The 19,783-nt window shown below is 74.5% G+C and carries 16 protein-coding genes; 8 read left to right on the forward strand and 8 right to left on the reverse strand.

Annotated elements, in window-relative coordinates:
- Window positions 1–289: 289 nt before the first annotated feature.
- The gene (locus ABZ449_RS21895) at window positions 290–1,171 is read left to right on the forward strand and encodes a DUF3027 domain-containing protein (protein ID WP_360348326.1); all 882 of its coding nucleotides are present in this window, start codon (window positions 290–292) and stop codon (window positions 1,169–1,171) included.
- A gap of 197 nt (window positions 1,172–1,368) precedes the next feature.
- Window positions 1,369–4,665, forward strand: coding sequence for a molecular chaperone Hsp90 (locus tag ABZ449_RS21900; RefSeq protein ID WP_360348252.1), 3,297 nt, complete (start codon window positions 1,369–1,371; stop codon window positions 4,663–4,665).
- On the opposite strand, the gene ABZ449_RS21905 is transcribed toward ABZ449_RS21900, so the two are convergent.
- The 3 genes from ABZ449_RS21905 to ABZ449_RS21915 all read right to left on the reverse strand — a co-directional run bounded on the left by ABZ449_RS21905 (window position 4,629) and on the right by ABZ449_RS21915 (window position 7,924).
- Entirely contained in the window at window positions 4,629–4,892 is a 264-nt protein-coding gene (locus ABZ449_RS21905; RefSeq protein WP_360348255.1) for a hypothetical protein, read from the reverse strand. The two genes, ABZ449_RS21900 and ABZ449_RS21905, sit on opposite strands and share 37 nt — an antisense overlap.
- Window positions 4,893–4,995: 103 nt before the next feature.
- Entirely contained in the window at window positions 4,996–7,545 is a 2,550-nt protein-coding gene (locus tag ABZ449_RS21910; protein WP_360348258.1) for an HAD-IC family P-type ATPase, read from the reverse strand.
- A gap of 52 nt (window positions 7,546–7,597) precedes the next feature.
- On the reverse strand, window positions 7,598–7,924 hold the full coding sequence (locus ABZ449_RS21915; protein WP_360348261.1) for a DUF2530 domain-containing protein: 327 nt from the start codon (window positions 7,922–7,924) through the stop codon (window positions 7,598–7,600).
- A 176-nt stretch (window positions 7,925–8,100) separates the two neighbouring features.
- Between ABZ449_RS21915 and ABZ449_RS21920 the strand changes: the two genes are divergently transcribed.
- Entirely contained in the window at window positions 8,101–9,561 is a 1,461-nt protein-coding gene (locus tag ABZ449_RS21920) for an NCS2 family permease (RefSeq protein ID WP_360348264.1), read from the forward strand.
- Between the two features lie 89 nt (window positions 9,562–9,650).
- Here the strand turns inward: ABZ449_RS21920 and ABZ449_RS21925 are convergent, their stop codons facing one another.
- Complete coding sequence (locus ABZ449_RS21925) at window positions 9,651–10,100, reverse strand: VOC family protein (protein ID WP_360348267.1); 450 nt, start codon at window positions 10,098–10,100, stop codon at window positions 9,651–9,653.
- A 131-nt stretch (window positions 10,101–10,231) separates the two neighbouring features.
- Between ABZ449_RS21925 and ABZ449_RS21930 the strand changes: the two genes are divergently transcribed.
- Window positions 10,232–11,155, forward strand: coding sequence for a DUF4231 domain-containing protein (locus ABZ449_RS21930; RefSeq protein ID WP_360348270.1), 924 nt, complete (start codon window positions 10,232–10,234; stop codon window positions 11,153–11,155).
- Between the two features lie 229 nt (window positions 11,156–11,384).
- Window positions 11,385–13,103, forward strand: coding sequence for a hydrogenase maturation protein (locus ABZ449_RS21935; protein ID WP_360348273.1), 1,719 nt, complete (start codon window positions 11,385–11,387; stop codon window positions 13,101–13,103).
- A 157-nt stretch (window positions 13,104–13,260) separates the two neighbouring features.
- On the opposite strand, the gene ABZ449_RS21940 is transcribed toward ABZ449_RS21935, so the two are convergent.
- A complete protein-coding gene (locus ABZ449_RS21940) occupies window positions 13,261–14,145 on the reverse strand; it encodes an MHYT domain-containing protein (protein WP_360348276.1) in 885 nt (294 codons plus the stop codon).
- A gap of 329 nt (window positions 14,146–14,474) precedes the next feature.
- Window positions 14,475–14,933, reverse strand: coding sequence for a VOC family protein (locus ABZ449_RS21945; RefSeq protein WP_360348279.1), 459 nt, complete (start codon window positions 14,931–14,933; stop codon window positions 14,475–14,477).
- A gap of 120 nt (window positions 14,934–15,053) precedes the next feature.
- Here ABZ449_RS21945 and ABZ449_RS21950 point away from each other — a divergent pair, with 120 nt between their 5' ends.
- Both ABZ449_RS21950 and ABZ449_RS21955 read left to right on the forward strand, forming a co-directional pair.
- Window positions 15,054–15,488: a MarR family transcriptional regulator gene (locus ABZ449_RS21950; protein WP_030235202.1), complete on the forward strand. Its 435-nt coding sequence runs from the start codon at window positions 15,054–15,056 to the stop codon at window positions 15,486–15,488.
- A gap of 367 nt (window positions 15,489–15,855) precedes the next feature.
- On the forward strand, window positions 15,856–17,145 hold the full coding sequence (locus tag ABZ449_RS21955; RefSeq protein ID WP_360348328.1) for an MFS transporter: 1,290 nt from the start codon (window positions 15,856–15,858) through the stop codon (window positions 17,143–17,145).
- A 43-nt stretch (window positions 17,146–17,188) separates the two neighbouring features.
- Here ABZ449_RS21955 and ABZ449_RS21960 read toward each other — a convergent pair whose 3' ends face one another.
- Complete coding sequence (locus ABZ449_RS21960) at window positions 17,189–17,707, reverse strand: GNAT family N-acetyltransferase (RefSeq protein ID WP_360348282.1); 519 nt, start codon at window positions 17,705–17,707, stop codon at window positions 17,189–17,191.
- Window positions 17,708–17,753: 46 nt separating this feature from the next.
- On the opposite strand from ABZ449_RS21960, the gene thpR reads away from it, so the two are divergent.
- A complete protein-coding gene (gene thpR / locus ABZ449_RS21965; RefSeq protein WP_360348285.1) occupies window positions 17,754–18,341 on the forward strand; it encodes an RNA 2',3'-cyclic phosphodiesterase in 588 nt (195 codons plus the stop codon).
- Between the two features lie 289 nt (window positions 18,342–18,630).
- Here thpR and serC read toward each other — a convergent pair whose 3' ends face one another.
- Window positions 18,631–19,749: a phosphoserine transaminase gene (gene serC, locus ABZ449_RS21970; protein WP_360348288.1), complete on the reverse strand. Its 1,119-nt coding sequence runs from the start codon at window positions 19,747–19,749 to the stop codon at window positions 18,631–18,633.
- Window positions 19,750–19,783: the final 34 nt, after the last annotated feature.

Genomic DNA, 19,783 nt, shown 5'->3' on the forward strand with positions numbered 1-19,783 from the left:
TCCTGCCCCAGAATCGCCGAACCGACGCGGGACCGGGCTCCGCTCGGCGCGGCCCCGGAAGGGCCGTGTCCGCCCCGGACTGTGCCGGGGTGCCGACCGACGGGTAGCCTGCCCAGGGTCGACCCGCCGGGGCGCCGGGGCGCCGGCAGGCCGGTCGAGCGGCGCGGCCGGTACCCGAGGGGGCTCCGGGTCGCGCAGAATGGACGAGGGACACCGAGCCGCGACGGAACAGGCAACACGCCGTGGGCGACAGAAGAACTGGGAGAGAATCGACGCCGTGAGTGCTGCGATGCGAAGCCGTACCCCCGACCGGCTCTGTGCCGAGGCCGTCGAACTCGCCCGTCAGGCCGCCGAGGAGGCCGTCGGTGCGGAGGCCGTCGGGCCGCACCTGGGTGTCCAGGCGGACGCCGACCGCGTCGTCACCCACACCTTCGAGTGCCTCGACGCGGCCTACCGCGGCTGGCACTGGGCGGTCACCGTCGCCCGCGCGCCGCGCGCCAAGAACGTCACCCTGGACGAGGTCGTGCTGCTGCCCGGCCCCGACGCGGTGCTCGCCCCCGAGTGGGTGCCGTGGAGCGACCGGCTGCGCCCCGGCGACATGGGCCCGGGCGACCTGCTGCCCACCGGCGCCGACGACCTGCGGCTGGAGCCGGGCTGGACCGGCGAGGACGAGCCCGCGCCGAACTCCGCGGTCGCCCTGGCGCAGGACGAGGACCTGGTCGTCACCGACCCGCACGTCCAGCCCGCCCCGGCCCGCGCCCGGATCGACGCCGTCGCCGAGGAGCTGGGCCTCGGCCGCAGCCGGGTGCTCTCCCGGCTCGGCCTGCACCTGGCCGCCGAGCGCTGGGAGAAGACCCACGGCCCGCAGACCCCGATGGCGCAGGCCGCCCCGGCCTCGTGCGCGAGCTGCGGCTTCCTGGTCCCGATCGGCGGCTCGCTCGGACAGGCCTTCGGCGTGTGCGGCAACGAGTTCGGCCCGGCCGACGGCCAGATCGTCTCCTTCGCGTACGGCTGCGGCGGGCACTCCGAGGCGGCCGTCATCCCGGCCCCGCCGGCGCCGTCCGAGCTGATCCTGGACGAGCTGGTGGTCGAGCCGCTGCCGCTGCACCCCGACCGCGCCTCCGGCTCCGTCGAGCCCGACGCCCCGGCCGAGGAGCTCGGCCACTCCTGAGCCCCGGGCTCCCGCGGCCCGCCCGGTCAACGACCGGCGCGGGCCGCGGTGCTTTCCGGGCGGCGGCCGCGGACGGCGGGCGGGCTGCGGAAAGGGCCGTCCGGGGCCGCCACCGGCGCGGCCGGTGGTCGGGAGCAGTCAGTGGGGCAGGGAAGAATGCCCTACGACGAACAGGGCAGCGGAAGGCGGCAGGTCCAGTGGAACCTCGGATCATCGGCAGCGGCACGGACGAGCACCTCGCGGACCCCTTCGGCAGCGCCGCGCTGCGCCGACGGGTGCTGGCCGCCTGGGCCGCCTCGCCGGCCCGGTTCCGGGAGGACGCCAACGCCGAGGAGGAGCTGGCGCTCGGCGGCTACCGCGACCGCCTGGTGGTCGAGTTGGCGCAGAACGCGGCCGACGCCGCGGTCCGCGCCGGCCAGGGCCCCGGCCGGCTGCGGCTGACCCTCGCCGACGGCGTGCTCGCCGCCGCCAACACCGGCGCCCCGCTGGACGCGGCCGCGGTCGAGTCGCTGTCCACCCTGCGTGCCTCCTCCAAGCGCGGCGAGACGCCCGCCGTCGGCCGGTTCGGGGTCGGTTTCGCCGCCGTCCTCGCGGTCACCGACGAGCCGGCCGTGCTGAGCGCCACCGGCGGGGTGCGCTGGTCGCTCGGCGAGGCGCGGGCGCTGGCCGCGGCCCAGCCCGAGCTGACCGACGAGCTGCGCCGCCGGGACGGCCACGTGCCGCTGCTGCGGCTGCCGTTCGCGGCCGAGGGCCCGGCCCCGGCGGGCTACGACACGGTGGTGGTGCTGCCGCTGCGGGACGCCGCCGCCGAGGACCTGACCCGCCGTCTGCTGGCCGGGATCGACGACGCGCTGCTGCTCACCCTGCCCGGCCTGCGCGAGGTCGTGGTGGAGACCCCGGACGGCACCCGCACCCTCACCCGGGACGCCGCGGAGGCCCGCCCGGACGGGGTCACCGAGGTCACCGTCACCGACGACGCGGGCGGCCGCCCGCGGCAGACGGTCTGGCAGACCGTCGGGGCCTCCGGCACGCTCTCGGCCGAGCTGCTGGTCGACCGGCCCACCGAGGAGCGCGCCCGCCCGTACTGGACGGTGACCTGGGCCGTCCCGGTCGGCCCGGACGGTGCCCCGCAGCGGCCCGGGATCGCCTCCGTGCTGCACGCGCCCACCCCCAGCGACGAGCCGGTCGGCCTGCCCGCGCTGCTGATCGCCTCCTACCCGCTGGACTCCACGCGCCGGCACGCCGCCCCCGGCCCGCTGGCCGACTTCCTCACCGAGCGCGCCGCCGACAGCTACGCCGAGCTGCTGCGCGCCCGCGGCGCCGACCTCGGCTCGCTCGGTCTCGTCCCGGCCCCGCTCGGCCAGGGCGCGCTGGACAACGCGCTGCGCGCCGCGGTGCTCTCCCGGCTGCCCGGGACGCCGTTCCTGCCGCACCCGGCGCCGGTCGAGGAGGGCACGCCCGCGCTGCGGCCCCGCGACGCGACGCTGCTGGAGGGCGCGGACGGCTCGGTGGTCGAGGCGCTCTCGCCGATCTTCCCGGGGCTGCTGCCGGCCGGCCTGGAGCGTCGCACCGAGTTGCGGGTGCTGAACGTGCGCCGGGTGCCGCTGGCCGAGGTGGTGGACCAGCTCGGCGGCCTGGACCGCGAGCCCGCCTGGTGGCGCAACCTGTACGCGTCGCTCGGCGCGGCCGACCCGGAGGCGCTCGGCGCGCTGCCCGTCCCGCTCGCCGACGGGCGGACGGTCACCGGGCCGCGGCGCGTCCTGCTGCCCTCCGAGGACGCCGACTGGGCGGCCTTCCCCGGGTACCCCGAGTCGCTGGCGGGCGCGCTCGCCGCGCTCGACCTGCGCCTGGCCCACCCCGATGCCGCCCACCCGTTGCTGGCCAAGCTCGGCGCCGGCACCGCCACCCCGGCCGGGGTGCTGGACACCCCCGAGGTGCGGGCCGCCGTCGCCCGCTCCTACGAGCTGGCCGAGGACGACCTGGACGCGGCGCTCGAACTCGCCGACGCCGTCCTCGCCCTGGTGAAGGCCGCCGCCCCGGAGCCGGGCGCCCACCCCTGGCTGGCCCGGCTGGCGCTGCTCGACGACGAGGGCGAGCCCGCCCGCGCCGGCGAGCTCGTGCTGCCCGGAAGCCCGTTCGCCGCGCTCGCCCGCGAGGAGGACGCCGGCTGGGTGGACGACGAGCTGCTGGAGCGCTGGGGCCCGGAGGTGCTCGCCGCCGTCGGCGTGCTGGCCGAGTTCGTGCTGGTGCGCGCCGAGGACGTGGTGCTCGACCCGGACGACCTGGAGCGGCTGGACCCCACCGTCTCCGCCGACCGCGCGGCCGGCGGCCACCCCACCGGCCTGCTGGACGAGGCGCCCGACGGGCTCGCCGAGTGGGCCGAGGACGCGCTGGAGGCGCTGCAGGCCGACGAGGCGGTCGGCGTCCCGCCGGTGGCCGCCGAGCTGCTGGCCGTGCGCGACCTCGACCTGGTGGACGACGACGCCTGGCCGCAGGCGCTCGCGGCGCTGGCCCGCCCGCCGTACCGGGACGCCGTGGTCGCCCCGGTGCGCACCCTGCTGCCGGACGGCTCGTACGCCGACCTGCCGCCGTACACCGCGTGGTGGCTGCGCGACCACCCGGTGCTGGCGGGCCGCGAGCCGGCCGGGCTGCGCGCCGCCGGGGCCGACCCGCTGCTGCGCGGCCTGTACGACGAGGCCCGCACCACCCTGGACGAGCAGTTCCTGCACGCGCTCGGGGTGCGCACCACGCTGGCCGCGCTGCTCGCCGAGCCGCACGGGCCGGACGAGGTTCTGGACCGGATGACCGACCCGGACGTCGAGGTCGGCCACCGCCAGCTGCACGGCATCCACACGGCGCTGGCCCGGGTGGACCGCGAGCGGATCGAGCCGCTGGACATCGTGCGGGCGCTGCCGCCGCTGGACCCGGCGACCGGGCGCCGGCCGGCCCACACCGTGGTGGTGGACGCCACCGAGGCGGTCGTCGCCGACGCCCCCGACCTGGTCCAGCTGCTGCACCCGTACCCGCTGCTGCCGGTCGCCCCGGCGCTGGCCGCCGACCTCGCCGAGCGGCTGCACGTGTCGCTGGCCAGCGAGGTGGCGGGCGGCCGGGTGCTCTCCGAGGGCGTGCTGCACCGGGTCCCGGCGGTGGTGCGGGAGCTGCTGCCCGGCTGCCCGGTCGCCTACGAGGAGCACGAGGAGCTGCTGGTCGTCGGGCCGGACGGCGGCGAGGCGGCGGTGGACTGGCGCTGGGACACCGGGGCGGACGCCCCGGAGCCGCCGTACGACCCGGAGCTGGCCGAGGCCGACGACGAGGACGACGAGTTCGAGGTCCCGCCGGTGCCCGGCCTGCTGCACGCGGCCACCCCGGAGGGCCTGGCCGCCGGGCTGGCCTGGTCGGTCGGGCAGTGGCACCGCCGCTTCGAGGTGCTGGCCGCCCTCAGCGAGCCGGACCGCGCCTACGAGCTCTCGGCCGCCCGCGACTTCGAGGGCTGAGCCGCGCGCCGCGCACCGGCCGCCCGGCCGGTGCGCGACCGCAGCCGCCGGTAGACGGTGGTGGTCAGCCGGACCGTGCCGAGCGTCACCAGCGCGGCGGTCCGCAGCGTGGGTGTCGGTCGCACCGCCAGAGCGATCCCCGCCATCGCCAGGGCCGCCGGTCCGGCCGCCAGCAGCCCGCCCGGGAAGGCGGTGAACGCCTCCAGGTCCCCGTCTCCGCGTGCCATCCGGCACCCCCTTCCGGGGCCGTCATCGGGTGCGCGCGGGGGCTTGTCACGCGGGGGTGTGAGGGGGCTCGTCACGCCGTGGCGCGGCCGACCGCCCGGGCCGTCACTCCATGCCGCGGCGCTTCATGAAGCGCCAGGCGATCTCCAGGGCGATGCCGCAGACCACCGCGATGGCGACGCCCACCAGCGGGTCGCGGTAGCCGACCAGGGAGAGGTCGAAGAAGCTCTTCAGCGGGGGCACCAGCAGGACCAGCGCGAAGGCGCCGCCCATGCTGCCGATCAGCAGCAGGCGCCACCAGTTGTACGGGCGGGCGACGATGGCGAGGACCCAGATGGCGATCAGGAAGAGCGTCAGGGTGGCCACGCTGGTGTCGGCCTTGAGGTCGGTGGCGTGGTTGGCGCGGGCGAGCGAGTAGGCGACGAAGGTGCCGGTGCCGGCGATCACCCCGCCGGGGATCGCCAGCCGCAGCACGCGCTTCACGAAGCCGGTGCGGGCCCGCTCGTTGTTGGGGGCGAGGGCGAGGAAGAAGGCCGGGATGCCGATGGTCAGCGAGGACAGCACGGTGGAGTGCCGGGGCAGGAACGGGTACGGCGAATGGGTGAAGATCACCAGGAGCGCCAGCAGGACCGAGTAGACCGTCTTCACCAGGAAGAGTGAGGCGACCCGCTCGATGTTGCCGATCACCCGGCGGCCCTCGGCCACCACCGACGGCAGCGAGGCGAAGGAGTCGTTCAGCAGCACGATCTGGGCGACGGCCTTGGTGGCGTCGGAGCCGGTGCCCATCGCCACGCCGATGTCGGCGTCCTTGAGCGCCAGCACGTCGTTGACGCCGTCGCCGGTCATCGCCACGGTGTGGCCGCGGGACTGCAGCGCCCCGACCAGCAGGCGCTTCTGCTGCGGGGTGACCCGGCCGAAGACGCTGGTCCGGTCGGCGGTCTCGGCGAGCTCCTGCGGGTCGGCGGGCAGGGCGCGGGCGTCCATCGGGTGGTCGGCGCCGGGCAGGCCCAGGTGGCCGGCCACCGCGCCGACCGAGACCGCCGCGTCGCCGGAGATGACCTTGGCCCGGACCCGCTGGCCCTCGAAGTAGCGCAGCGTCTCGGCGGCGTCCGAGCGCAGCCGCTGCTGGAGCACCACCAGGGCGAGCGGGGTGAGGTCGGCCGCCGGGTCGGGGGAGTCCAGCGGGACGGGGGTGCGGCCCAGCAGGAGCACCCGCAGGCCCTGGGCGCCCAGCTCGTCCACCTCGGCCAGCGCCGGGTGCCCGGCGGGCAGCAGGACGTCGGGCGCGCCGAGCAGCCAGCTGGCCTCGCCGCCCTGCGGCTCCAGCAGTTGCACGCCGCTCCACTTGCGGGCGGAGGAGAAGGGCATCGCCTCGATCACCCGCCAGCCGTCGCGGCCCGCGGAACCGCCCGCGGAACCGCCCGCGGAACCGCCCGCGGAACCGCCCGCGGAACCGCCCGCCGAACCGCCCGCGGAACCGTCCGCCGAACCGTCGGCGGGCCCGTCGCCGCGTCCGTACGCGTCGATGACCGCCTGCATGGACGGGTTGGGGCGGGCGTCGGCGCCGGCCATCACGGCCAGGGCGTGCTTGATGGTCTCCGGGGCGACGGCGGTGGGCTCCCCGTCGGAGAGCACCCGCAGGTCGATCACGTCCATGCCGCCCTCGGTGAGGGTGCCGGTCTTGTCCAGGCAGACGGTGTCCACCCGGGCCAGACCCTCGATCGCCGGGAGCTCCTGGACCAGGCACTGCTTGCGGCCGAGCCGGACCACGCCGATCGCGAAGGCGACCGAGGTCAGCAGCACCAGCCCCTCGGGGACCATCGGCACGATGCCGGCCACCATGCGCCGGACGGCCTCCTTCCAGTCCCGGCCCTCGACGGCCAGCTGGCTGATGATCAGACCGAGGGCGGTGGGGATCAGCAGGTAGGTGATGATCCGCAGGATGCTGTCGATGCCGGAGCGCAGCTCGGACTTCACCAGGGTGAACTTGCTGGCCTCCTCGGCGAGCTGGGCCGCGTAGGCCTCGCGGCCGACCTTGGTGGCGGTGAACGCGCCGGCCCCGGCCACCACGAAGCTGCCGGACATCACCTGGTCGCCGGGCTGCTTGAGGACCGGGTCGGGTTCGCCGGTGAGCAGCGACTCGTCGATCTCCAGGCCGTCCGCCTCGGTGACCTCGCCGTCCACGATCACCTTGTCGCCGATGCCGAGCAGCACGGTGTCGTCGAGGACGATCTCGGAGACGCCGATCTGCCGGGCGGAGCCGTCCCGGCGGACCTGCGGGCGGGCCTCGCCGATCAGGGCCAGGCTGTCCAGGGTCTTCTTGGCGCGCAGTTCCTGGATGATGCCGATCGCCGTGTTGGCCACGATGACCAGGCCGAACAGGCCGTCCTGGATCGGACCGACGATCAGGATGATCCCGAACATCACGCCGATGATCGCGTTGAAGCGGGTGAAGACGTTGGCCCGGACGATCTCCCTGGTGGACCGACTGGACCGGACCGGAACGTCGTTGACCTGGCCCTTCGTGACCCGCTCGGCCACTTCCGCGGCCGTCAGGCCGCCGCGCCGGCCGGGCAGCAGACCGAGGGGGTGCGCTCCGTCCGGGCGGTCTGCGTCGGTCGACCGCTCTTCCGCTGGCTGGGCAGGCTGCGTCATGGCACCGACTCTACGGGTGCCTTATGTCCGGTGCGTGCTACTAAAGGACTGTTCAGTCCGACCGGGTGGCCGGGTTCTGACCGTTGCCCTCGGTCGTCCGTTCGGCCGTGTGCCCCGGCGCGGGTTCGGCCGCCTCGGCGGCGCGGCCGCGGGCGATGGCGTCCCGCCGGGCGCGGCAGTACCAGAGGCCGATCAGGCCGAGCAGGCCGCCGGAGAGGCAGATCCAGGGCCAGGTGCCGTGGCCGTGCGCGGAGAGGGTGCCCTGGAAGGGGAGCAGGGCGAGGAAGGCGACGAACCACAGCACCGTGCCGCCGCCGACGATGGCGACGTCGTTGGCCTCCAGCGGAGGGGGCGAGGGGTGCAGTGGCGTCTTGGGCATGGGGCCTAGCGTACGGTGCGGTGGGGCAGTTGTGGGGTGTCCGGACCGCCTGCTGGCTCTACGCGCGAAGATAGCGCGTGTGCGATCGGGAAACCATACTTAAAGATCTGCGCCCAGCCACCGTCGCCCTGGGCGTCCCCCTCCCTCTCCTCAGCTCCCCCACAGAGGACGCACGCATGCCTGTGGTCCAGCCGACCACCGAGTCGCCCGAACCCGCCGACGCCGCGCCGAAGCCCCCCACGAGCGCCGTCGACCGCTTCTTCCGGATCAGCGAGCGAGGCTCCACCCTGCCGCGCGAGATCCGCGGTGGTGTCGCCACCTTCTTCACCATGGCGTACATCCTGGTGCTGAACCCGATCATCCTGGCCAGCGGCACGGACGTCACCGGGGCCCACCTCGACAGCGCCCAGCTGGTCACCGCCACCGCCCTGACCGCGGGTCTGACCACGCTGCTGATGGGCGTCATCGGCAACGTCCCGATCGGCCTGGCCGCCGGCCTCGGCGTCAACACGATCGTGGCGCTCCAGCTGGCCCCCAAGATGACCTGGCCGGACGCCATGGGCATGGTCGTGCTGGCCGGTTTCGCGATCATGCTGCTGGTCGCCACCGGGCTGCGCGAGCGGGTCATGAACGCCGTCCCGCTCGGCCTGCGCAAGGCCATCGCGATCGGCATCGGTCTGTTCATCAGCCTCGTCGGCCTGGTCGACTCCGGCTTCGTCAGCCGCATCCCGGACGCCGCCCACACCACCGTCCCGCTCCAGCTCGGCGGCGACGGGCACCTGCTCGGCTTCCCGGTGCTGATCTTCGTGGTCGGCCTGCTGCTCACCCTGGTCCTGCTGATCCGCAAGGTGCCCGGCGCCATCCTGATCAGCATCGCGGTCTCCACCGCGCTGGCCGTGCTCATCGACAAGGTGGCCGACGTCCCGGCCGCCAAGTGGGGCCTCACCGTCCCGACCTGGCCCGGCAACCCGGTCTCCGCGCCCGACTTCGGACTGGTCGGCAAGGTCAGCCTGTTCGGCGGCTTCGAGAAGGTCGGCGTGCTGACCGGCCTGCTCTTCGTCTTCACCGTGCTGATGTCGTGCTTCTTCGACGCGATGGGCACCATCCTCGGCGTGGCCGACGAGGCCCACCTGCTGGACGCCAAGGGCGACCTGCCCGGCATCAACAAGGTCCTGATGGTCGACGGCATCGCCACCGCGGCCGGCGGCGCCACCTCGTCCTCCGCCAACACCTGCTTCGTCGAGTCCACCGCCGGCGTCGGCGAGGGCGCCCGCACCGGCTTCGCCTCGATCGTCACCGGCCTGCTCTTCGTGGTGGCGCTCTTCCTCACCCCGCTCGCCACCATGGTCCCGGCCCAGGCCGCCACCCCGGCCCTGGTCACCGTCGGCTTCCTGATCCTGGCCAACTCGATCAAGGAGATCGACTGGGCCGACTACACGATCGCGATCCCGGCCTTCGTGACCATCGTGATGATGCCGTTCACCTACAGCATCACCAACGGCATCGGCATGGGCTTCATCACCTTCTGCGTGATGCGCCTGGCCGCCGGCCGCGGCCGTGAGGTCCCCGTCCCGATGTACGCGGTGGCGGCGGTGTTCGCCTTCTACTACCTGATGCCGGCCTTCGGCCTGCTCTGACGCCGCGACGTCGACCGAGCCCCGCCCTCCCGGTTCCGGGAGGGCGGGGCTCCGGCGTTTCCCGGTCGGATCCCGCGGCGGTCCTCCGGTCAGTGGACGCAGAACTCGTTGCCCTCGGGATCCCGCATGACCGTCCAGGAGCCGCCGGGCTCCTCGACCTGCCGCAGGACGGTGGCGCCGAGGGCCACGAGGCGGGCGACGGTGGCCTCGCGCTCGCCCGGGCCGGGGTGGACGTCGAGGTGCAGGCGGTTCTTGCCCTGCTTGGGCTCGGGGACGGCCTGGAACAGGACACGGCGGCCGAGGCCGGTGTCCGAGGCCGGGTCGAACGGGTCCTCGGGGTGGCGGACGGCGGCCAGGGAGCGCCAGGCCGGGCGTCCGTCCAGCTCGGTGACGGCCTCCGGGCCGATCGCGCCGGCGGCGAGCAGCCGGGTGATCAGCGCGCCGTGGTCCTCCGTCGTGTACTCCAGGGCGGCGGCCCAGAAGGCGGCCTGGCGGTGCGGGTCGGCGCAGTCGATGACGAGCTTCCAGTGCAGCGGCATGTAACCGTTTCTACCGGTTACCGGACGGCCGGGCAACGATCAACCGTCAGAAGTTGTCAAAAAGGCACCCGTGTAGGCGAGTTGGCGGTGGGAATACTGGCTGGACGGAGAAGGGGGAGGGGACTCGACCGATGGTGCAACAGGATCCGCCGGGGGGCGTCGAGGCGCAGCTGCTGCCGGAGCTGTTCTGGACGGCGGACAAGGCCTCGCTGGACGGGCAGCGCGAGACACTGCGCTGGTACCGCGGACTGATCGCGATGCTGGTGGTCGCGGCGTTGATCGGGTCGTTCCCGGGCCCGGACGACAAGGGAGAGTTCGACGCCTGGCCGATGCTCTCGGTGGCCGCCTTCCTGGTGGCCGGGTACTTCTGGTCCCGGCTTCGCCGCAGCAACCCGCAGGGCCGCTGGTACCAGGCCCGGGCGGCGGCCGAGTCGGTCAAGACGCTGGCCTGGAAGTACACCGTCCGGGCCCGGCCGTTCGACGGGCCGGCCGAGTCCGCGGACGTCGACCGCGGCTACCTGCTCCAGGTCGAGGACGTGCTGCGGGCCTTCGAGGATCCGGAGATCGTGCCGCCCGGCAGCGTCGCCGAGATCACCCCGGAGATGCGCCGGCAGCGCGCCGAGAGCCTGGCCGCCCGGCGCACCCTCTACCTGCGCACCCGGGTCGAGGGGCAGCGCACCTGGTACCGCTCCCGGGCCGAGGCCTGCGACTCGCAGGCGGTCTCCTGGGGGCTCGGCATCGCGGTGCTGATCATCGTCGGCGCGGCGGCGGCCGTCGCCCAGGCCACCGGCGCGCTGCAGGTGCACCTCTTCGGGGCCACCTCGGCCGCGGCCGCGGCGATCATCGCCTGGACGCAGCTCAAGCAGCTCGGCCCGCTGGCCGCCGCCTACCAGCTGGCCGCGCGCGAGCTGGAGAACGTCGGCAACCAGCTGTCCGACCTCGACCTCAAGGCGCCGGACGCCGAGGCGCGCTGGGCCCGGCTGGCCGCCGACGCCGAGGACGCCGTCTCCCGGGAGCACACCACCTGGCGGGCCCGCCGGGCGTTCCCGCGCTGAGTCGGGCCCGCTGGGCCCGCCGGGTGCTCCCGCGCCGGGCGGGCCGGGCGGGCCGGGCGGGGAAGGGTACTCGACCGGAGCGGGGACTTGGGGAGATCCGGCGAAACGCGGCGCACAGGTGTGCGGGGTGCGTGAGAGTAGAGCGCCCAGGTACGGACCGTAATCATTACGTGTCCATGCCGTGGTTTCATCGCCTGCGCGCGACCCCAGTTCCCGCCGGAGGCCCTCCTTGCGCATTCTCCTGATCGCCAGCGCGTTCAACAGCCTGACCCAGCGCGTCCACACCGCCCTGCGCGGGCGCGGCCACCGGGTCGCCGTCCAACTCGCTCTCGGCGACGAGCAGATGAGGGCGGCGGTGGCCCGCACCGACCCCGAGCTGATCGTCTGCCCGATGCTCACCAAGGCCGTCCCGCAGGACATCTGGTCCAGCCGGACCGTCCTGATCGTGCACCCGGGCCCCCCGGGCGACCGCGGCCCCTCCTCGCTCGACCGGGCGATCACCGAGGGGGCGCGGCACTGGGGCGTCACCGTGCTGCAGGCCGTCGAGGAGATGGACGCCGGTGACATCTGGGCGTCCGTCGACTTCCCCGTCCCCGACTGCGGCAAGAGCGAGTTGTACCGCGGCGAGCTCGCCGACGCCGCCGTCGAGGCCGTCCTGCTGGCCGTCCAGCGGTACGAGGGCGGGCTGTTCACCCCCGAGCCGCTGGACTACGCCCGGCCGGACGTGCGCGGCCGGGCGCGGCCGTTCCTGCGCCAGGAGGAACGCCGGATCGACTGGGAGCGGGACGACACCGCCACCGTGCTGCGCAAGCTGCGCGCCGCCGACTCCCAGCCCGGCGTGCTGGACGAGCTGTACGGACGGGAGTTCTTCCTGCACGGCGGCCACCCCGAGGACGAACTGCGCGGCCCGGTGCCCGGCGCCGTGCTCGCCACCCGGGACGGCGCGATCTGCCGGGCCACCGTGGACGGCGCGGTGTGGATACCGCAGCTGCGCCCGCGCCGCACCCCCGGCGGTCCGGTCACCTTCAAGCTGCCGGCCGCCACCGTGCTCGCCGACGAGCTGTACCGGGTCCGCGAGGTGCCGGTGAGCCCGGAGCGGGCGAGCGGCCGGGACACCTGGTCGGAGCTGCGCTACCGCGAGGAGGGCGAGGTCGGCTTCCTCGAATTCGCCTACGCGGGCGGGGCGATGGGCACCGAGCAGTGCCGCCGGCTGCTCGCCGCCTACCGGGAGGCGGCCGACCGGCCGACCTCGGTGCTGGTGCTCGGCGCGCCACGGGACTTCTACTCCAACGGGATCCAGCTCGACGTCATCGAGGGCGCGGCCTTCCCGGCGCTGGAGTCGTGGGAGAACATCAACGCGATGGACGACTTCGTCGAGGCGGTGCTGACCACGACGGACAAGGTGACGGTCGCGGCGCTGGCCGGGAACGCGGCGGCCGGCGGGCTGATGATGGCGCTCGCCGCCGACGAGGTGTGGTGCCGGGAGTCGGCGGTGCTCAACCCGCACTACCGGCTGATGGGTCTGTACGGCTCCGAGTACTGGACGTACACCCTGCCCCGCCGGGTCGGCGCCGAGCAGGCCGAGCGGCTCACCGCCGAGGCGCTGCCGGTCGGCGCCGACCACGCCCGCGGGATCGGCCTGGTGGACCGTACGGCCGGCGGGGACGCGGCCGGGTTCCGCCGTTGGGTGGCGCGCGAGGCGGCCCGGATCGCCGCCTCGCCGGACCTCACCGGGCGGCTGGTGGACAAGAAGCGCCGCCGCGCGGTCGACGAGGAGGCCAAGCCGCTGGCCGAGTACCGGGCGGAGGAACTGCGCCGGATGCACGCCAACTTCTACCGGGCGGGCGAGCCGTACCACGCGCTGCGGCGGGACTTCGTGCACAAGGTCTGCCCGGTGGCCACGCCGGAGCACGTGGCGGAGCTGCTCGGGCGGCCCGAACAGCCCTGACGGCGGGCCCGGGCCGCGCCGGAGGCCGGGAGCGGGGGCCGGCTGCGGAAGCCGGAAACCGGTAGCCGAAAACCGGGAGCGGGGACCCGGAGCGGCGCCCGGCCGGGGTGGGGGACCCGGCCGGACGCCCGCTCGGGCCCCGCTCCCGTACCCGGCCTCAGCGCCGGGCCGCACCGGCCGGAGGCCGCCGCCGCTCCCGGAGCAGCGGGCCGTCCTGGCCACCCGGGGTGCGCGCTGCCTCCGCGGCCCACACGGCCCCGGGGGCACGCGGGGGCCGCGGAGGCAGCGGGGCGGCAGGACCGGCCAGCAGGGGCCGGGAGTCGGGCCGGCTCGGCGAGACCGCGAAGGCCAGCGAGCCGAAGAAGACGTAGCAGCCCAGCCCGACCCCGAGCGGGAAGAGGAACTGGAGCGCCATCACACCGCCCGCGGTGGAGCGCGAGGAGTCCAGCCGGACGGAGAGCGCCGCCATGCCGGTGTAGTGCATCGCGCAGACCGCCACGCCCATCACCGGTGCCGCCGCCAGCACCGCGAGGGTGCCCCGGATGTTCAGCGCGGCCCAGAGCGCGGCCGTGGCCGCGACCACCGCGATGGCCACCGAGGCCGCCACGGTGAGCCGGTCGTAGCCGAGCCGGCCGGGCAGCACCATCGCGGCCATGCCCAGGTAGTGCATCGCGGCGACCCCGAGGCCGGTGGTCAGCCCGCCGACCAGCAGCGCCAGGACGCGGCGCCGCCAGTACCCGACGGTGAAGAGCCCGACGCCGACGACGGCGACGGCGACCAGCAGGCTGAGTACGGTCACCCCGGGCCGGTAGCCGATCTCGACGCCGGTCACGGAGAAGCCGAGCATCGCGATGAAGTGCATGGACCAGATCCCGGCCCCGAGCGAGGTCGAGGCGAACAGCAGCCAGACGGCCCGGGTGCGGCCCCGGGAGACGAGCGCCCAGCGGGCGCTGCGCAGTGCGACGAAGGCGCCGACGCAGGCGACGAAGTACGAGACCGCCGGTGTCACCCAGCCGTGGTCGGCATGGTGGATCTCACCCAACAGAGAGCTCCCTGGACGAGGGTTGAGGGCACGTTGAGGGCACCGGGGCGCGGACGGACGCGGCTGGCCGGGGAAGGCGCGCGGCAACGGGCACCGGGGCGGGGAGGTGCTCCCGCGAGGGAGAAGCCTGACATGTGGTGCCCCTGACAAGCGGGGAGCGTAGTCACTGCCCGGCGGTCGCACAATGTTCGCGCTTTTCGTGAAGTCCCAGGTCAGGATGGGCCTTTACGCGGCCTGCATGATCCCGGCACCAACCCCTGACACCGCCTGCGCACCGTCTCCGGGCGGCTGCGAGCCGCCTGCGAGCCGCCTTCGGCCGCCTCCGGCGCTCACTCCAGCGGGGCTAGCCCGAACGGGTGGCCGGCCGGGTCGATCAGCACCCGCAGGGTGCGTCCGTGCTGGTAGGCGGGCTCGGTGGCGCCGAGCGCGAGGGCCTTCGCGGTGGACTCTTCCAGGTCGTCGACGTAGAAGTCGAGGTGGAAGTGCTTGCTGCCGTCCGGCTCCGTCCACGGCTCCGGCCGGTATCCGCTCACCCGTCCGAAGCCCAGCGGGCTGCCGCCCTCGGGGTTGTCCAGGATCGCGAAGTGCTCGTCCGCGTGCCTGGTCTCCCACCCCAGCAGCTCGCCGTAGAACGAGGCCAGCGCGACCGGGTCGGCGCAGTCGATGGTGACCATGGCGAGCCGGGCGAAGCCGGTCTCACCGGGCCCGGTCTGCGCGGACCGCTCGGACGGTTGCGGCTGTTCGGGCCGCTGGGACCGCTCGGACTGCTCGGTGGCGACGTCGGACATGGCAGGTCGGCCCTTCCGGGAGAGAGCTGGGGCCCATGACCAATATGGCACCGGGGTGACCCTCCGGCACGGCGGCGGATCCCATTTTCCTTAGCGAGAGTAATGACATAGACTAAAGAGATGCCCGAGATGTCCGAGCAGGACCTCGCAGCGATCAGTCAGCTGCGATCGTCCACGATGCGCCTCTCCCGACGACTCAAACACCAACGGGTGGAGGAGTCGCTGAGTCCCACCGAGATGGGAGTGCTGGGCACCCTCGCCCGGTGCGGAAAGGCGACACCGGGTGAGCTCGCCCGGAAGGAGCACGTGCAGCCGCCTTCGATGACCAGGATCGTCGCGATGCTGGAGGAGAAGGGGCTGGTGCGGCGCGAGCCGCACCCCGAGGACCGCCGCCAGGTGGTCGTCAGCAGCACCGAGCAGGCCGAGACGATCCTCGCGGAGAGCCGTCGGCGCCGGAACGTCTGGCTCGCCGAGCTCGCCCAGGGGCTCGACGAGGAGGAGTGGGCCGTCCTCAGGGAGGCCGCGCCCGTGCTCTACAAGCTCGCCCACCTGTAGCTCGTACACCTCGAGGCACACCGACCCCGGCCGGCCGCCGGGAGAACGAGGAGCCCGCATCACCGCAGGACCGACCACCGACACCAGGAGCGCGACGGCCACCGCCATGGCCGTCGCGCCACGAGGGGAGACCAACGTGACACCGCCGGCCGCAGCCAGCGCCGCCGCCATCCGCACCGACGACCCGACCACCGACCCCGCCGCGGCCGGCGCCGCGGCCGCCGACGCCCAGGCCCCCGCCCCCACGGGACTGCCCGGCAACGGCGACGACGACCCCGACGAACGCACCGCGGCGCACTCCGCCGCTCAGCGCCGCGCCCACGCGGCCCCGTCCCCGACCGGTGCCCGGTTCACCAGGCCCGGGGGGATGTTCTCCTCACTGCGCGTTCGCAACTACCGCTACTACTTCGCCGGCCAGGTGGTGTCCAACACCGGCACCTGGATGCAGCGCATCGCCCAGGACTGGCTGGTGCTGAGCCTCACCGGCAGCCCGCTCGCGGTCGGCATCACCACCGCCATGCAGTTCCTGCCGATGCTGCTGTTCGGCCTGTTCGGCGGCGTGCTCGCCGACCGGATGCCCAAGCGCCGGCTGCTGATCTACACCCAGGGCGCGATGGGCCTGCTGGCCGCCGGCCTCGCGGTGCTGACCGTCGGCGGCGTGGTGACGCCGTACTACGTGTACGCCTTCGCGCTGCTGCTCGGCCTGGTCACCGTGGTGGACAACCCCACCCGGCAGGCCTTCGTCTCCGAGATGGTCGGACCCGAGGACCTCGCCAACGCCGTCAGCCTGAACGCCGCCAACTTCCAGACCGCCCGGCTGGTCGGCCCCGCCGTCGCGGGCCTGCTGATCGCCGCGGTCGGCAGCGGCTGGGCGTTCGCCGTCAACGCGCTGTCCTTCGCCGCCGTGATCGGCGGGCTGCTCGCGATGCGGGAGGGCGAACTGCGCCCGACCGAGCCGATCGCCCGCGAGAAGGGGCAGCTGCGCGAGGGGCTGCGGTACGTCAAGGAGCGGCCCGAGCTGCTCTGGCCGATGGTGCTGGCCGGGTTCATCGGCACCTTCGGCTTCAACTTCCCGACGCTGCTCTCCGGCTTCGCGTACGACACCTTCGAGGTCGGCGCCGGCCAGTACGGCCTGCTGAACACCGCGATGGCGATCGGCTCGCTGACCGGTGCGCTGCTCGCCGCCCGCCGGGGCGTGCCGCGGCTGCGCCGGCTGGTCGGTGCGGCGCTGGCCTTCGGCGCGCTGGAGGTGGTCGCCGCGTTCGCGCCCGACTACTGGACCTTCGCGCTGCTGCTGATGCTGATCGGGGTCTTCGGGCTGAGCTTCAACACCTCGGTCAACTCCTCGCTGCAGCTGGCCACCGACCCCGAGATGCGCGGCCGGGTGATGGGCCTGCTGGTGCTGGTCTTCACCGGCGGCACGCCGATCGGCGCCCCGATCGTCGGCTGGGTGACCGCCTCGTACGGGCCCCGGCTCGGCCTGCTGGCCTGCGGGCTGGTGTCCGCGGCGGCGGCCGGCACGGTCGGCCTGGTGCTGGCCCGCAGCGCGGACCTGCGGGTGCGGTTCGACCTGCACCCGGGCCGCGGCGGCCGGGTGGTGGCCTTCGTGCCGCGGGCCGCCGCTGTGGCCAAGCCGGAGCTGGCCACGGCCTGCTGACGGCTCCTCGGGCCCCCGGGGTGTCCCGGGGGCCTGAGGCGGTTCAGAGCCGCATGGCGAGGACCTGGCCCGGCCAGACGCCGTTCGGCTGCTCGACCTCGAAGCCATCGGTCTCGGTGAAGCCGAACGCCCGGTACCGGGCGACCAGCTTGCGGTCGGCACCGGCGTAGCAGTCCACCCGGAGCAGGCCGATGCCGCGCCGGCGGGCCTCTTCCACCGCGTCGGCGATCAGCGCGGCGCCGAGGCCCGAACCGCTGCGGCTGCGGTCGGTGACCAGGAGGCGGACGTACAGCTCGCGCTCCTCCACGGTGGGGATCCACCGGCCGCAGTCCTCGGACAGCACGCAGCAGCCGACCGTACGGCCGTCGTCGTCCACGGCGAGGCGGATCAGGAAGGGCTCGGCGGCGTACGAGGTGGCCTGGTCGACCCGGGCCGGGACGCTGCTGAAGGGCTGGTCCCCCCACTGGCCGGTGCGGCCCCGGGACGCCAGCCAGGAGACGGCGCCGTCGAGCAGGGACAGGATGTCGGGGACGTCCTCGGGACCCCCGTTGCGGATCTTCATGAAGGAACGTTCTATCCCAAACGCCGGGGCGCGGGAAGATTGACCCATGAGGTTGTTCGTGGCAGTGCTGCCGCCGGTCGAGGCGTTGCAGGGGCTGTCCGACGCGGTCGCCCCGCTGCGGGAGCTGCCCGGGGCCGAGCGGCTGCGCTGGACCGGCGCCGAGGGCCGGCACCTGACCCTCGCCTTCCTGGGCGAGGTGGCGGCCGAGCCGTTGCCGGAGCTGGAAGCGGGCCTGGCGGCCGTCGCCGAGGTCCACCCGGTGCACCGGCTGCGGATCGCGGGCGCGGGGCGGTTCGGCGACCGGGTGCTCTGGGCCGGGGTCGACGGCCAGGTCTGGGCGCTGCGCCGGCTGGCCGAGGCCGTCACCGCGGCCACCGACGAGGTGACCGGGGCGAGCGACGACTACGCCTTCCACCCGCACCTCACCCTCGCCCGGGCCGGCTCCTCGCGCGGCCACCGGCGGGCCGTGCAGCGGGTCGCGGCGGCCGAGCTGGACGGCCTGGTGACGGCGCTGGCCGACTACCGGGGGCCGGAGTGGGACGCCGCCGAGCTGCACCTGATGCGCAGCGACCCGGGCGGCGGCCCCGCGCGCTACGAGTCGCTGCGCTCCTGGCCGCTGGCGGACTGGAGCTGAGGGTCGGGGTCGAGGCCGGGGCCGAGTCGGGGCGGTGGCCGGGGGCGAGGGTCAGGGCCCGGGAGGAGTCCCGGGTGAGCCGGAGGTACGCTCGTTGACCGTGGATCCCAAGACTCGTATGCGCATCGTCTCCGGCACCCTGGTGCTGATGCTGGTCGTCGTGCTGATCAGCTCACTGGTCGGCCGCTAGCCGCCCGTCCGGCGCAGCGGCCGCCGGCGGGGCCCCGGAACGGCGAGAGGGCCACCGCCCGTCGGCGGTGGCCCTCGGCCGTGTCCTCGGGGGACGGGGTCAGAACTGCTCGACCACGTAGTCGATGCAGTGGGTGAGCGCCTCGACGTCCGCCGGGTCGATCGCCGGGAACATCGCGATGCGCAGCTGGTTGCGGCCCAGCTTGCGGTACGGCTCGGTGTCCACGATGCCGTTGGCACGCAGTGCCTTGGCGACCGCGGCGGCGTCCACCGACTCGTCGAAGTCGATGGTGCCGACCACCTGGGAGCGCTCGGCCGGGTTCACCACGAAGGGGGTGGCGAAGGAGGACTTCTCGGCCCAGGAGTACAGCCGGGACGAGGAGTCCGCGGTGCGGGCGACCGCCCAGTCCAGCCCGCCGTTGCCGTTCAGCCACTCCAGCTGGTCGGCCAGCAGGAAGAGGGTGGAGAGCGACGGGGTGTTGTACGTCTGGTCCTTCGACGAGTTGTCGATGGCCGTCGGCAGGGAGAAGAACGGCGGGATGTAGCGGCCGGAGCCGGCGATCTCGGCGGCGCGCTCCAGGGCGGCCGGGGAGAAGGTGGCCAGCCACAGGCCGCCCTCGGAGGCGAAGGACTTCTGCGGGGCGAAGTAGTAGACGTCCGTCTCGGTGATGTCCACCGGCAGGCCGCCGGCGCCCGAGGTGGCGTCCACCAGGACCAGCGAGCCCTCGTCCGCGCCGGCCGGGCGCCGGATCGGCATCGCGACGCCGGTCGAGGTCTCGTTGTGGGTGAGCCCGTAGACGTCCACGCCGGCCTCGGCGACCGGCAGCGGGTGGGTGCCCGGGGCGGTCTTGATCACGGTCGGCTCGGCGAGCCACGGCGCGGCCTTGACCGAGGAGGCGAACTTCGAGGAGAACTCGCCGAAGTCCAGGTGCTGGGACTTCTCCCGCACCAGGCCGAAGGCGGCGATGTCCCAGAAGGCGGTGGAGCCACCGTTGCCGAGGACGACCTGGTAGCCGTCCGGCAGCGAGAACAGGCTGCTCACGCCCTCGCGCACGCGCTTGACCAGGTCCTTGATCGGGGCCTGGCGGTGCGAGGTGCCGAGCAGGGAGGTCTGGGTGGCGGCGAGGGCACTCAGGGCCTCGGGGCGCACCTTGGACGGTCCGCAGCCGAAACGGCCGTCTGCGGGCTTGATGTCAGCGGGGATCTGGATCTGAGCCACGCGCGCAGCCTACCGGCCGGAGGGTCCGGCGGGG

The sequence above is a fragment of the Kitasatospora sp. NPDC005856 genome (assembly GCF_040629945.1).
Lineage (GTDB): Bacteria > Actinomycetota > Actinomycetes > Streptomycetales > Streptomycetaceae > Kitasatospora.